Genomic DNA, 14,107 nt, shown 5'->3' on the forward strand with positions numbered 1-14,107 from the left:
TCTGCGCTATTCAGACCCGTACTCGGACGCTTTACGACGCTGGATTCACCAGCATTTGCCCAATCGAGCCGCAGTCAGCCATTTCCAGCGTCTGGCTGTTGAAATAGAACGGGAAGTGCGGCCAGGACGGCTGACCGTAATAGACCAGCAGTTCGACTTGCCCATCCACCCAGACGGTATCTTTCCAGCCTCTATCTTCCGGGAACGGCATAGCGCCGTTGACGTTACGAATCAGGAAAGAGACGCCCTCAATATGGAACGACTGCGGCATATCGGCGCGTACCGTCCAGCGCTCCCAGGTGCCTTGTTGGGCGGTAATATCAATGCGATTCACATCCCACAGTTGGCCGTTAATCCCCGGATCGTCGCCAAGACTGATGTCCCGACTGCGGACAGGCGCGCCGCTCATGATCTCCGTCGGCAACAGACGCATCGGCAGATTATCGGTCACCAGCGGCAGCAATCCGGTTGGCCGTAACGTCAGCACCAGGGTCGAAACCAGAATACTGGAAGGCTCAAAGAAACCGCGAATCCGATCGACTATGCTGGCCGCTTCCCCGCAGGTGATCGAGACTTCGTCGCCGTTGGTCATATCAACCAGAATTTCACGTCGCTCGCCGGGCGCCAGTGACAACTGTTTGACGGAAACCGGCGCAGGTAAAAAGCCCTGATCGCCTGAAATCACATGCAGCGCCCGGCCATCGCTCATCTGAAGCTGATAGCGCCGCGAGTTCGAGGCGTTCAACAACCGTAACCGCACCCAGCCGCGGGACACTTCGACATAGGGGCTTTGCGCGCCGTTCACCAGCAGCGTATCGCCGACAAAACCACCGCTTCCCGGTTCGCTGTACTCCGGCGTCCCAAAGTTATCCAGCCGTTTATCCTGGATAATGACGGGAAAATCATCCACGCCGTAATGGTTCGGAATGGGCAGCGTTTTACTGATGTCGTCTTCGACCAGCCACATTCCGGCCAGGCCGTTATACACCTGCTGCGCGGTACGGTTAGGCGTATTAGCGTGATACCACAGCGTGGCGGCGCTCTGACGAATCGGCAACACCGGCGCCCAGTCCGCGTTCGGCGACATCATACGCGCCGGGCCACCCATCAGCGGCCCCGGCACCAGTAAACCAGCAACCGTCATGGAGACATTTTCCGCCAGGCGGTTGCTATAGATGAGTTTAACGTCATCGCCTTTCCAGACGCGGATTGTCGGCCCCAGATAACGACCGTTCACTCCCCAGACCGGCGCGCGCGTGCCTTGCGTAAAGGACCAGTGCGCTCGCTGTAGCGTCATAAACAACGGCTGCCCGCGACGGGACTCCAGCAACGGCGGAACAGGCAACGGCTGTTGCTGACCGGCAGCATTCGCCCTGAGGGGAATCGCGCCTGCACATAGTGCGATTCCCGATGCCTGAAGAAACTGACGCCGACTGAATGACATATAAGCTCCATGTAAAACAGGCTAAAGAGTTGTGCCTGAAAAAATGATTTCTACAATAACAGAGTAAGGCTGCTTAAACCTTACCGGTCGCTTCACGTTCCGCAACCTCTTTATCAAGTTCCGCGATTTTTTGCTCCATTAACGCACGGCAGTGGGCCGCCAGCTCGCGAACCTGATCTTTACCATATTCGCTGACATCGACTGGCGGCAGCATTTCCACAATAACCAGTCCGTTGTTCAGGCGGTTTAGATTGACTTTGTTAGAGGTGTTGGAAACGCAGACAGGAATGATCGGCACACCAGCCGCGATAGCCGCATGAAACGCGCCGGTTTTAAACGGCAGCAGACCGCGTCCCCGGCTACGCGTACCTTCAGGGAACATCCAGATAGAAATACGGCGCTTTTTAAAATGGTTAACCACTGCCGCAATGGTGCTATGCGCTTTGGCGCGGTTATTACGGTCAATCAACAGATTACCGGTCAGCCAGTACAGTTGCCCAAAAAACGGGATCCAAAGCAGGCTTTTTTTCCCCACCGTCACCGTTGGCGGCTGCACAATATTCGCCGCCGTGACCATATCATAATTATTCTGGTGGTTAGCAATATAGATAGCATTGCCATAGTTTTCCGCGTCGGCGGGTTTGCGGCACTCCACTTTCAGGCCAAACAGCGGGGCCAGACGGCCGAACATATGTCCAAACGTCGCCACGTGTTTTGGGTTACGTGGGCTGAAAAGGCAGTAAATAGAACCGAAAACACAGACCAGAATGGAGTAAATAACGGTAACAATAAGACGAAAAATATATAGCATAACAACCTCTGAAGGCCTAAGAGCCCGGCATTCTACGTCACCTGAAATTCAGGTTAGGATTTTGGTAAGTGTGGCTCTCTGGAAAAACGTATTGTTAATCGCAATGCACGAATAAACAACGGTTTTACGGGAAATTTTAATGTTAATCCGATCTGAAACCGTAGGCCGGATAAGACGCTACTGCGTCGTCATCCGGCAACGGCAGAGCGCCGGATGGCGGCTTAGATGCCTTGTCCGGCTTACGGGTGCCCCTGTCTTACTCTTCGCTGTCGCCATGACTTACGCGATACGGTGAATCAATCTCAATGCGATCGATACGCTGCAGGCCGCGCATTAATGTGCCACGGCGTCCGCGTTCGCCGACCACCTTCTGTAACTCTTCAGGGCGCAGTTTGATTTTGCGCTTCCCGACATGGATAGTCAGAGTGCTTTGTGGCGGCAGCACGTACAGGTGCGCCAGTCCATCATCGCCTTTCGCCGCTTCTGCAGAGGGGATATTAATGATCTTATTCCCTTTGCCTTTCGACAGCTGCGGCAGAGAGTCTACCGGGAACATCAACATCCGTCCGGCCTGGGTAATCGCCAGCAGCATATCGTGCTCGTCTTCAATCACCAGCGGCGGCATGACGTGCGCATTTTCCGGCAGTGTAATCAACGCCTTACCGGCACGGTTACGGGCAACCAGATCGTTAAACGTACAAACGAAGCCGTAGCCCGCATCCGACGCCATCAGCAGTTTCTGGTCATCGCCTTCCATCAGCATATGCTCTACGGTCGCCCCCGGCGGCAGCGTGAGTTTGCCGGTCAGCGGCTCGCCCTGCCCACGCGCCGACGGAAGCGTAATGGGATCAATAGCATAGCTGCGCCCGGTGGTATCAATAAACACCACCGGTTGATTACTCTTACCTTTCACCGCGGCTTTAAAGCTGTCGCCCGCTTTATAGTTAAGCCCCGGCGCATCAATATTATGACCTTTGGCGCTGCGCACCCAGCCCATCTGCGACAGCACGATAGTCACCGGTTCGGACGGCAGCATGTCGTGTTCGCTCATCGCTTTAGCTTCTTCGCGCTCACGCAGCGGAGAACGGCGATCGTCGCCATAGGCATCGGAATCTGCCTGTAGTTCTTTTTTCAGCAAGGTATTCATTTTGCGTTCAGACGCGAGAATGCCCTGCAACTGGTCACGCTCTTTTTCCAGCTCGTCCTGCTCGCCGCGAATTTTCATCTCTTCCAGTTTGGCGAGATGGCGCAGTTTCAGTTCGAGAATCGCTTCCGCCTGGGTTTCGCTGATGCCGAAACGCGACATCAGCGCGGGTTTCGGCTCATCCTCGTTACGGATAATCTCAATCACTTCGTCGATGTTGAGAAACGCCACCAGCAAACCTTCGAGGATATGCAGGCGCTTAAGCACTTTCTCCAGACGATAGTTCAGACGACGGCGTACCGTGTCGCGGCGGAACGCCAGCCACTCGGTGAGGATCTCCAGCAGGTTTTTCACCGCCGGACGACCATCCAGACCGATCATGTTCAGGTTAATACGGTAGCTTTTTTCCAGATCGGTGGTGGCGAACAGATGGTTCATCACCTGCTCCATATCCACACGGTTGGAGCGTGGCACAATCACTAAACGCGTCGGGTTTTCGTGATCTGATTCATCGCGCAGATCGTCCACCATCGGCAGTTTTTTATTACGCATCTGCGCAGCAATCTGTTCCAGCACTTTCGCGCCAGAGACCTGATGCGGCAGCGCGGAAATTACCACAGCGCCGTCTTCTTTGGTCCATACCGCGCGCATACGCACGGAGCCCCGCCCGTTTTCGTAAATTTTACGAATTTCCGCACGTGGGGTAATGATCTCCGCTTCGGTCGGGTAATCCGGCCCCTGAACGATATCCAGCAACTGATCCAGCGTCGTTTTCGGCTGCTCAATCAGCGTAATCGCCGCTTTCGCCACTTCGCGCAGGTTGTGCGGCGGGATATCTGTTGCCATGCCCACCGCTATACCGGTGGTGCCATTCAGCAGGATGTTCGGCAGACGCGCCGGTAACATTTTCGGTTCCTGCATCGTGCCGTCGAAGTTTGGCACCCAGTCCGCCGTCCCCTGACCGAGTTCGCTTAACAGCAGCTCGGCATATTTGGACAGGCGAGATTCGGTATAACGCATTGCCGCGAATGACTTCGGATCATCCGGCGCGCCCCAGTTTCCCTGGCCATCGACCAGCGGGTAACGGTAAGAGAACGGCTGCGCCATCAGCACCATGGCTTCATAGCAGGCGCTGTCGCCGTGCGGATGATACTTACCCAGTACGTCACCGACGGTACGGGCGGATTTTTTAAATTTAGCGCTGGCGTTCAGCCCCAGCTCTGACATCGCATAGACGATGCGGCGCTGTACCGGCTTCAGGCCGTCGCCAATAAACGGCAACGCACGATCCATGATCACGTACATGGAGTAGTTTAAGTAGGCGTTTTCCGTAAATTCATGTAGCGCAAGGCGCTCTGCCATATCGCTCATTAACAGGGGATCCTCAATCTGCATGCTGACCGTTCGGACGGCAATATTGCCGCAGATAATACCCTATCTCACGGTCTGAGTCACAAACCGTGAGCCAGGTGACGAGGAAGTTAACGAAGCGGCAGATAGATATCCGTCAGCAGCTCATGTTCCGCCACCTCATTGACGAAATTCAGGTACTGGAAGAAGACCGGAAAATCGCGCAGCGTCTCGCCGCTGGCCGGTAGCCATTCGCGGAATAAATACCACACGCTCTCCGGGAGGCTGTCGAGCGATCCCTGATGGCGTACCACCGCGCAGCGCCCGCCAGGAATCTCGCTATTCACCACGCCAACGTCATTTTCGGCTATCGGCTGGTGGACGCTGCCGCAGATATCAAAGCGGAATTGATCCGGCGGCGTCGTCTGCGGGTCGTGCCAGGCAATACCAAAAGTTTGACTGCTGGCAATCGGCGACTGCCCCGTTTCGCGCCGCCATGCAATAAATTTCGCCGCGCTGGCGTTGACCTTATCCGGATGCCCCAGATGCGTCAGCATCGCGACGCGGGTAGGTGGAAATTCAACGATTTTTACGTCCATGACATGCTGCTCCTGTAACGCAAGTTTAGGAACGCGTTGGTGCCAGGCCAGCCAGTCCGGCGATTGCCGAAACCGGCGCGGGCTTTGACCAAACGCGGTTTTGAAAGCACGTGTGAACGACTCCGGATTCTGAAATCCGGCATCCAGCGCGATATCGATAACTTTATCTTGCGGATTAAACGCCAGCCGCCATGACGCCCGGCGCAAACGCAGCCACTGGATATAGCGATAGAGCGGAAGCCCGCTCCAGACGGTAAACTGCCGGTGAAAATGAAACGGCGAGCTGTGCGCCATCCGGCTTAACACCTCAAGCGACAGAGGCTCATCCAGATGACGCTCAATGTGGTCGCAAACGCGCCGCAGACGTTCGGAATAAGCCGCGCTGATCAGGTCATTCATCACTGCCTCCTTGTGGCCTATTCTGCCCACCGGGCGGCTGTGAATCCTGACCGATCTTGCGCAATGTGGGATTACGGATTCACTTTACGAATCTGTTTTACGTCGATTTCGACAGAGTTCCAGTCTTTATCCACTTCACCCTGAATTTCAACGGTATCCTGCGGGGTTACGGTCAGGCCGTTCCAGCGCTTGTGGTCAATATCCACATTGATAGTACCGGTCGCATCTTTAAACACATACAGGTCGTCGGAAATGCGCTCGACGATATTCCCGCGCAGCGTTACCCACGCATCGTCACGCAGCGATTTAGCGCTCTCTACCGTCGTGCTGCTGCCGTTCGGGCCGACAAATCCGCCGCCTTGCGTTTGCGTCGCCGACGGGCCGGAGAAACCGCCCTGCTGAGCCGCCAGAACCGGGGTAGAACACAGTGCCATAACGGCAACGATTGCAGCTAATTTTTTCATGATTACTTTTCCCTTTCATGTCGTTTCAGATCCATTTAATAAGGTAATCCTTAACAACTTCTTAAGGCAAAAAAAGAATCTTTTTTTCTGTACATCGCCTGCGGCGACAAGGTTAACTGACGGTAACGCGAGTTACCGCAAGGAAGAACAGATGCGAATTTTACTGGTAGAAGATGACACACTTATTGGCGATGGCATAAAAGCGGGCCTGAGTAAAATGGGTTTCAGCGTCGACTGGTTTACCGAGGGACGCCCGGGCAAAGAGGCGCTTTACAGCGCGCCTTATGATGCGGTTATTTTAGATTTGACGCTGCCAAGCATGGACGGACGGGATATTTTGCGCGAATGGCGCGAAAAGGGTAAACAGGAACCGGTGCTGATCCTGACGGCGCGCGACGCGTTAGCAGAGCGTGTCGAGGGGCTACGTCTGGGCGCCGATGACTATTTATGTAAACCTTTCGCGCTCATTGAGGTCGCCGCCCGTCTGGAGGCGCTGGTACGCCGCGCCAGCGGTCAGGCCAGTAGCGAATTGCGCCACGGCCAGGTGACGCTCAATCCAGGCAATCTCGTCGCGACGCTTGCCGGCGAACCACTGGCCCTAAAACCAAAAGAGTTCGCGTTGCTGGAACTCTTACTGCGCAACAAAGGTCGCGTGCTGCCGCGCAAGCTTATTGAAGAGAAGCTGTATAACTGGGATGACGACGTGTCCAGCAATGCAGTGGAAGTCCATGTTCATCATTTACGCCGCAAGCTCGGCAGCGAATTTATTCGCACCGTACACGGCATCGGCTACACCCTGGGTGACGCATGAAATTGACGCAACGTCTCAGCCTGCGCGTCAGGCTGACGCTTATTTTCCTGATTCTGGTCTCCATCACTTGGGCAATTTCCAGTTTTGTGGCCTGGAGAAAGACGACGGATAATGTCGACGAGCTGTTTGACACACAGTTGATGTTGTTCGCCAGACGGCTTAGCACCCTCGATCTTAACGAGATCAACGCCCCGCAGCGCATGGCGCATACGCCAAAGAAATTAAAACATGGGCATATCGATGACGATGCGCTGGCGTTCGCCATCTTTTCCGCTGATGGCAAAATGTTGCTGCATGATGGCGACAACGGTCAGGATATTCCGTATCGCTATCGCCGGGAAGGTTTCGACAATGGCTATCTGAAGGATGACAACGACCTCTGGCGTTTTTTGTGGTTGAACTCGGCGGACGGCAAGTATCGTATCGTCGTCGGTCAGGAGTGGGATTACCGCGAAGATATGGCGCTGGCGATCGTAGCGGCGCAATTAACGCCGTGGCTGATCGCCCTTCCCTTCATGCTGCTGATTTTATTGCTCCTGCTTCACCGCGAGCTCAGACCGTTGAAAAAACTGGCGCAGGCGCTACGCTTCCGGTCGCCGGAATCGGAAACGCCGCTCGACGCCAAAGGCGTACCGAGCGAGGTTCGCCCACTGGTCGAAGCGCTTAATCAGCTTTTTAGCCGCATCCACTCCATGATGGTGCGCGAACGGCGATTTACCTCCGACGCCGCCCATGAATTGCGCAGCCCGCTGGCCGCGCTGAAAGTACAAACCGAGGTGGCGCAGCTCTCGGGCGACGATCCGCTATCGCGTGATAAAGCGCTGACCCAGCTCCATGCGGGGATCGATCGCGCCACGCGGCTGGTCGATCAGCTACTGACGTTATCGCGTCTCGACTCGCTCAATAATTTGCAGGATGTAGCGAAGATTTCGCTGGAAGAGCTGCTGCAGTCCGCGGTAATGGATATTTATCATCCGGCGCAGCAGGCGAATATCGACGTGCGTTTACAGCTTAACGCCCATGACGTCATACGTACCGGCCAGCCGCTACTCTTAAGCCTGTTAGTGCGTAACCTGCTGGATAATGCGATTCGCTACAGTCCGCAGGGCAGCGTCGTCGACGTTACCTTACATGCCCGCAGCTTCACCGTCAGAGATAATGGCCCCGGCGTAGCGCCAGAGATTCTGACGCATATCGGCGAGCGTTTTTACCGCCCGCCAGGCCAAAGTGTGACCGGCAGCGGTCTGGGATTATCAATCGTCCGCCGCATCGCTACGCTGCACGGCATGACGGTGTCGTTTGGCAACGCCGCGGAAGGTGGATTTGAGGCCGTAGTACGCTGGTAGCAGAGATTTTTGCCAAAAACGCAAAAGACTTTGCACATTTTGCTAATTTCACCGCACCGCCCGTCAGCGTAGAATCAGCAGCAAACGCATTTCTTGAGGACACAAAATGAGTAACATCCTGATTATCAACGGGGCGAAAAAATTCGCGCACTCCAACGGCCAGTTGAATGACACCCTGACCGAAGTTGCCGATGGGCTGCTGCGCGATCTGGGTCATCAGGTTAAGATCGTCCGCGCCGACAGCGACTATGACATTAAAGAAGAGGTGCAGAATTTCGTCTGGGCTGACGTGGTGATTTGGCAGATGCCAGGCTGGTGGATGGGCGCGCCATGGACAGTAAAAAAATATATGGATGATGTCTTTACCGAAGGTCACGGTACGCTCTATGCCAGCGATGGCCGCACGCGTTCCGATGCCGCTAAAAAGTACGGTTCCGGCGGTCTGGTGCAGGGGAAAAAATATATGCTGTCACTGACGTGGAACGCGCCGATGGAAGCATTTACCGAAAAAGATCAGTTTTTCCACGGCGTAGGCGTAGATGGCGTCTATCTGCCATTCCATAAAGCCAACCAGTTCCTGGGCATGGACGCGCTGCCAACGTTTATTGCCAACGACGTGATTAAAATGCCGGATGTTCCGCGCTATACCGCAGAATATCGCAAGCATCTGAGCGAAATTTTTGCTTAACTGGTCATCCTGGAATTAGAAGGAGTTAACCATGCTTACCGTCATTGCCGAAATTCGCACGCGTCCGGGCCAACATCACCGTCAGGCCGTCCTCGACCAGTTTGCGCAAATTATTCCAACCGTTCTTAAAGAAGAGGGGTGCCACGGTTACGCGCCGATGGTGGATCATGCCGCGGGCGTGAGTTTTCAGACTCTGGCGCCTGACTCGATCGTGATGATTGAACAGTGGGAAAGCGTTGCGCACCTTGAGGCGCATCTGCAAACCCCGCATATGAAAGCCTACAGCGACGCGGTAAAAGACGATGTGCTGGAAATGAATATTCGTATTCTGGAATCCGGCGTTTAAGTTATTACCCTCGTCTGACGTCTCCCTGATGCGATGCGCAAGTGTCGCCATCAGGCTGCGGCGTCATGTCGAATTCGCTTATCCGGCCTGCGGCGCGCAGACCGGATAAAGCGTGCAACAACCGTTACACGTCGAGATCCGCGAGATCGCCTTTTTCCTGTAGCCAGTTGCGTCGATCTTCAGAACGTTTCTTCGCCAGCAGCATATCCATCATCGCGTTAGTACGCTGATCGTCTTCATCGCTAATGGTGAGCTGCACCAGGCGGCGAGTATTTGGATCAAGCGTGGTTTCGCGTAACTGCATCGGGTTCATTTCACCCAGGCCTTTGAAACGCTGTACGTTCGGCTTGCCTTTCTTACGCTTCAGTTGTTCCAGTACGCCCGCCTTCTCTTCTTCCGTCAGCGCGTAATAGACCTCTTTACCCAAATCGATACGGTATAGTGGCGGTAGCGCGACATAGACATGACCATTCTTCACCAGCGCGCGGAAATGTCTGACAAACAGCGCGCAAAGCAGAGTAGCGATATGCAAACCATCGGAGTCCGCATCCGCCAGGATACAGATCTTGCCGTAGCGCAGCTGACTCAGATCGTCGCTGTCCGGATCGATACCGATCGCCACGGAAATATCATGCACCTCTTGCGAGGCCAGCACTTCATCGGAAGAGACCTCCCAGGTGTTAAGGATCTTACCTTTGAGCGGCATGATCGCCTGATATTCGCGATCGCGCGCCTGCTTGGCGGAACCGCCCGCCGAATCCCCTTCCACAAGGAACAGCTCGGTCCGATTAAGATCCTGCGCGGTACAGTCCGCCAGTTTCCCCGGCAACGCCGGACCGCTGGTGAGCTTTTTGCGTACCACTTTTTTTGCGGCGCGCAGTCGCCGCTGCGCGCTGGCAATCGCCATCTCTGCCAGTTGTTCCGCCGCCTGCACGTTCTGGTTCAGCCACAGGCTGAAGGCATCTTTCACCACGCCGGAAACAAATGCCGCACATTGACGCGACGACAGACGCTCTTTAGTCTGCCCGGCAAATTGCGGGTCCTGCATTTTCACGGAGAGCACATAAGCGCAGCGATCCCAGATATCTTCCGCCGACAGTTTGACGCCGCGCGGCAGAATATTGCGGTATTCGCAAAATTCGCGCATCGCGTCGAGCAGGCCCTGGCGCAGACCGTTGACGTGCGTCCCCCCCTGCATGGTCGGGATCAGGTTGACGTAGCTTTCCGTCAGTAATTCGCCGCCTTCCGGCAGCCACAATAGCGCCCAGTCAACCGCTTCCGTTTCACCGTTAAAATTACCGATAAACGGCTTTTCCGGCAGCGTCGGCAGGCCGTTTACCGCTTCGCCCAGATAGTCGTTCAGACCATCCTGGTAGCACCAGCGCTGCTCGCTGTTATTCACTTCATCTTTAAAAGTGATTTCCACGCCGGGACACAGCACCGCTTTTGCTTTCAGAACGTGCATTAAGCGAGAGACAGAAAAACGCGGGCTGTCGAAGAAACTTTCGTCCGGCCAGAAATGCACGCTGGTGCCAGTATTACGTTTACCGCAGGTGCCGACAACCTGCAAATCCTGCACTTTTTCGCCGTTTTCAAACGCGATGTTATAGACCTGACCGTCGCGGCGCACGGTCACTTCCACGCGCTTTGACAGGGCATTTACTACCGAAATCCCCACCCCATGCAGACCACCAGAGAACTGATAGTTCTTATTGGAGAATTTACCGCCGGCATGAAGCCGACAGAGGATCAGTTCTACCGCCGGAACCCCCTCTTCCGGATGGATATCCACCGGCATCCCGCGTCCGTCGTCAATCACTTCCAGCGATTGATCGGCATGTAAAATGACATCCACGCGTTTGGCGTGACCTGCCAGTGCTTCATCCACACTATTATCAATCACTTCCTGACCCAAATGGTTGGGGCGGGTCGTATCGGTGTACATCCCCGGGCGGCGGCGTACCGGCTCAAGCCCAGTGAGTACCTCAATGGCATCAGCGTTATAAGTTTGCGTCATGGTTTAATTAGCAATTCGAATTGATTGTCAGCAACTGTGCAGTCCAAGAAAATCGACAATCTGGTTGAAATAATCTTCGAAGCCCGTGAATGCGTGATTACCACCCTCGGTCACTGTCTGACGGCAGGAGGCGTAATATGCCACCGCCTGGCGGTAATCCAGCACTTCATCGCCCGTCTGTTGCAGTAGCCAGATCAGGTCCGGCGCTTCCAGCGGGTCAATCTGCATGACTTTAAGATCATAAATATGGCGAGACTCTAGCACATATTGCTGCCCGGTGTAGGGGTTCTCGTTCTGACCGAGATAGTCGGTCAGTAATTCAAAGGGCCGCACGGCGGGATTCACCACCACAGCCGGCAGCATAAAACATTGCGACAGCCAGGTGGCGTAATAACCACCCAGCGACGATCCTACCAGCCCTAATGGCGCACCGCCATGCTCAAGCACGAGAGATTCCAGCAACTCCGCCGCATCGGCAGGATACGGCGGCAGCTGAGGGACGATCATCTCGACATGCGGATGACGCTCCGCCAGCCAGTTTTTTAGCTGGCACGCTTTTGCCGAGCGAGGGGAACTGTTGAATCCGTGCAAATAGAGAAGCGTAGACATCAGTATCCTTCCGAAGCGGTATCGGGTCGGAACCGGGTATCCTGCAGGCGATGCACTTCCGTCTCCAGGACGCCGTTCGCCCGGAGCTCCAGCGTACGCCAGCCCGGCGCGATAGTATCCAGCGTAAAGTTCGCGCAGTGCGGTTTGAACTGTACGCAGGTTGACGGCGACGCCAGCAGACGGCGACCGTTCCAGTCAAGATCCAGCTCCTGGTGGATATGTCCGCATAACAGATATTTTACACGCGGGAAATTCGCCAGCACGCTATCCAGCTCACCGGCATTACGCAAGCTGTGCTGATCCAACCAACTGCACCCTGCCGGCAACGGATGGTGGTGCAAAAGGAGCAATGTCTGTCTCTCTGGCGCATCGGCGAGCTTACGCTCAAGCCATTCCAGTTGGAACTCGCTCAGTTCGCCATGCGGGACGCCAAACACCTGGCTATCCAGCAACAAAATCTGCCATTGTTCACCGATTAACACGCGTTTAGCCGGGGAAATCCCCGCCTCTTGCAGCGCGCTGTACATTGCCGGCTGAAAATCATGATTGCCCGGTAGCCAAACGCAAGGCGCGCGAAAGCTTGCGATACCCTCAGCAAAATGCTGATAAGCCGCAGCGGATTGATCCTGCGCCAGATCGCCGGTGGCCACGATCAGATCATATTCATACTGTTGCGCCCGAATAGCCTCCAGCACGGCCTGGTAACTTTCCCAGGTATTGACGCCTAACAGCGTTTCATGCTTTTCGGCAAACAGGTGAGTATCTGTAATTTGTAAAATCCTGACTCGGGCCTCACCAGCCAGAGGTAGGGTTAACAGGCTTTCCAAATGGTGTCCTTAGGTTTCACGACGCTAATAAACCGGAATCGCCATCGCTCCATGTGCTAAACAGAATCGTAGCCAGTCGGCCAGAAACTGATTAATTTGATGCTTTTCGTCGCGTTGATGCAACTTTTTATTTGGATAATCATACCGCGCTTTGAAGCGAAAGATCTGCTGGCTTGAACACACTTCAGCCACCATCGCATCATGGTAGAGGCGCACCGTCAGCGACGGCAGGCTCCAGTAGGTGATGGCTGGCGCCGTTTGCTCGATCGTTACAAGCGTAGTGTATCGGGTCGATTCCACAATCGTTAACCGATATTGTACGTTGCCCACCTGATAGCTCACCGTTTCACCGGGGGCGTCATTGCGCGGCAGCAGGCGGCGCAATTGCGAAAAATTGGTTTCGCACAAACGCATCATTTCTGGGAAGTCAGGTGTATAACGCTTCATTTTTTCCACTCGTTTTTTAACTCTTGATGATGCAACTGAAGCCATTGCAAAGCGATGACTGCGGCTGCGTTGTCGATTTTCCCCTCTTCTACCCACTGGTATGCCTGTTCCCGGCTTACCACATGAACCCGAATATCTTCGTTTTCATCCGCCAGACCATGAATACCTACCGCGGTCGTGGCGTCCACTTCACCCACCAGAATAGATGAGCGCTCGCTGGTTCCTCCTGGACTCGCCAGGTAACTGATGACCGGTCGGGTGCGGCCTACGGTCAGCCCCGCTTCTTCCATCGCCTCCCGCCGGGCGACCGCCTCAATGGTTTCGCCTTCTTCTATCATGCCGGCGACCATCTCCAGCAGCCACGGCGTAACGCTTGTGTCGTACGCGGCAATACGAATCTGTTCGACCAGCACCACCTCGTCGCGTTCAGGGTCAAAGGGTAGCAAGACGGCGGCGTGCCCGCGCTCAAAAATTTCGCGCTTTACCTCGCCACTCATTTCTCCGTTGAATAAACGATGGCGGAATCGATACACATCCAATGAAAAAAAACCGCGATAGCGCGTTTCCCGTGCAATAATTTCTACATCGCTTTTGGTGAAAGTAACTGGCAAGTTGTCTGATTTACGCATTGTGCTGCCCTGCTAGCAATAATGATTAAATGATGAATTTCAAGGGTGGTTGACTGCTGTTTTATCACCCTTGTGGTAAATTGGTGCCAATTAAGGCTCGTATGGCACGTAACGCCAACTTTTTGCAGTGGCGGATTCTGCTAGAATCAGCAATTATTTTTACAAATTGATCAGCG

The 14,107-nt window shown here is 54.7% G+C and carries 14 protein-coding genes; 4 read left to right on the top strand and 10 right to left on the bottom strand.

Translation table 11 applies throughout. From position 1 onward, the window contains the following. Window positions 1-31: 31 nt before the first annotated feature. From ftsP to J4728_RS11640, 5 genes are all read right to left on the bottom strand, one after another. On the bottom strand, window positions 32-1,444 hold the full coding sequence (gene ftsP, locus J4728_RS11620; protein ID WP_208211775.1) for a cell division protein FtsP: 1,413 nt from the start codon (window positions 1,442-1,444) through the stop codon (window positions 32-34). 73 nt (window positions 1,445-1,517) lie between these two features. After that, the gene (gene plsC / locus J4728_RS11625; RefSeq protein ID WP_000965730.1) at window positions 1,518-2,255 is read right to left on the bottom strand and encodes a 1-acylglycerol-3-phosphate O-acyltransferase; all 738 of its coding nucleotides are present in this window, start codon (window positions 2,253-2,255) and stop codon (window positions 1,518-1,520) included. Between the two features lie 256 nt (window positions 2,256-2,511). Further along, the gene (parC, locus tag J4728_RS11630) at window positions 2,512-4,770 is read right to left on the bottom strand and encodes a DNA topoisomerase IV subunit A (RefSeq protein WP_208211777.1); all 2,259 of its coding nucleotides are present in this window, start codon (window positions 4,768-4,770) and stop codon (window positions 2,512-2,514) included. Between the two features lie 110 nt (window positions 4,771-4,880). After that, window positions 4,881-5,747: a GyrI-like domain-containing protein gene (locus J4728_RS11635; protein ID WP_000998810.1), complete on the bottom strand. Its 867-nt coding sequence runs from the start codon at window positions 5,745-5,747 to the stop codon at window positions 4,881-4,883. Window positions 5,748-5,818: 71 nt separating this feature from the next. Then, complete coding sequence (locus J4728_RS11640; protein WP_000731552.1) at window positions 5,819-6,211, bottom strand: YgiW/YdeI family stress tolerance OB fold protein; 393 nt, start codon at window positions 6,209-6,211, stop codon at window positions 5,819-5,821. Between the two features lie 151 nt (window positions 6,212-6,362). Between J4728_RS11640 and qseB the strand changes: the two genes are divergently transcribed. The 4 genes from qseB (at window position 6,363) to J4728_RS11660 (ending at window position 9,402) form a co-directional block, all read left to right on the top strand. After that, window positions 6,363-7,022 carry a quorum sensing response regulator transcription factor QseB gene (gene qseB / locus J4728_RS11645; RefSeq protein ID WP_054171627.1) on the top strand — a complete coding sequence of 220 codons (660 nt, stop codon included), beginning with the start codon at window positions 6,363-6,365 and terminating at the stop codon, window positions 7,020-7,022. After that, window positions 7,019-8,368: a quorum sensing histidine kinase QseC gene (gene qseC / locus J4728_RS11650; RefSeq protein ID WP_208211779.1), complete on the top strand. Its 1,350-nt coding sequence runs from the start codon at window positions 7,019-7,021 to the stop codon at window positions 8,366-8,368. The genes qseB and qseC overlap by 4 nt, the downstream gene beginning before the upstream one ends. A 106-nt stretch (window positions 8,369-8,474) precedes the next feature. Beyond that, the gene (locus tag J4728_RS11655; RefSeq protein WP_000065416.1) at window positions 8,475-9,056 is read left to right on the top strand and encodes an NAD(P)H-dependent oxidoreductase; all 582 of its coding nucleotides are present in this window, start codon (window positions 8,475-8,477) and stop codon (window positions 9,054-9,056) included. Between the two features lie 31 nt (window positions 9,057-9,087). Then, complete coding sequence (locus J4728_RS11660; RefSeq protein WP_001626736.1) at window positions 9,088-9,402, top strand: putative quinol monooxygenase; 315 nt, start codon at window positions 9,088-9,090, stop codon at window positions 9,400-9,402. A gap of 124 nt (window positions 9,403-9,526) precedes the next feature. On the opposite strand, the gene parE is transcribed toward J4728_RS11660, so the two are convergent. The 5 genes from parE to nudF are packed head-to-tail and all read right to left on the bottom strand — an operon-like array spanning window position 9,527 to window position 13,931. After that, window positions 9,527-11,419, bottom strand: coding sequence for a DNA topoisomerase IV subunit B (gene parE / locus J4728_RS11665; protein ID WP_000195318.1), 1,893 nt, complete (start codon window positions 11,417-11,419; stop codon window positions 9,527-9,529). 27 nt (window positions 11,420-11,446) lie between these two features. After that, the gene (yqiA, locus tag J4728_RS11670) at window positions 11,447-12,028 is read right to left on the bottom strand and encodes an esterase YqiA (protein WP_000105725.1); all 582 of its coding nucleotides are present in this window, start codon (window positions 12,026-12,028) and stop codon (window positions 11,447-11,449) included. Further along, entirely contained in the window at window positions 12,028-12,855 is an 828-nt protein-coding gene (gene cpdA, locus J4728_RS11675; RefSeq protein WP_000444735.1) for a 3',5'-cyclic-AMP phosphodiesterase, read from the bottom strand. The genes yqiA and cpdA overlap by 1 nt, the downstream gene beginning before the upstream one ends. Before the next feature lie 24 nt (window positions 12,856-12,879). Beyond that, window positions 12,880-13,302 carry a DUF1249 family protein gene (locus J4728_RS11680; RefSeq protein WP_000833404.1) on the bottom strand — a complete coding sequence of 141 codons (423 nt, stop codon included), beginning with the start codon at window positions 13,300-13,302 and terminating at the stop codon, window positions 12,880-12,882. Continuing rightward, a complete protein-coding gene (gene nudF, locus J4728_RS11685) occupies window positions 13,299-13,931 on the bottom strand; it encodes an ADP-ribose diphosphatase (protein ID WP_001231952.1) in 633 nt (210 codons plus the stop codon). The genes J4728_RS11680 and nudF overlap by 4 nt, the downstream gene beginning before the upstream one ends. Window positions 13,932-14,107 lie beyond the last annotated feature (176 nt).

The organism is Salmonella sp. 32070601201500089SM, assembly GCF_017573605.1.
Taxonomy (GTDB): domain Bacteria; phylum Pseudomonadota; class Gammaproteobacteria; order Enterobacterales; family Enterobacteriaceae; genus Salmonella; species Salmonella enterica.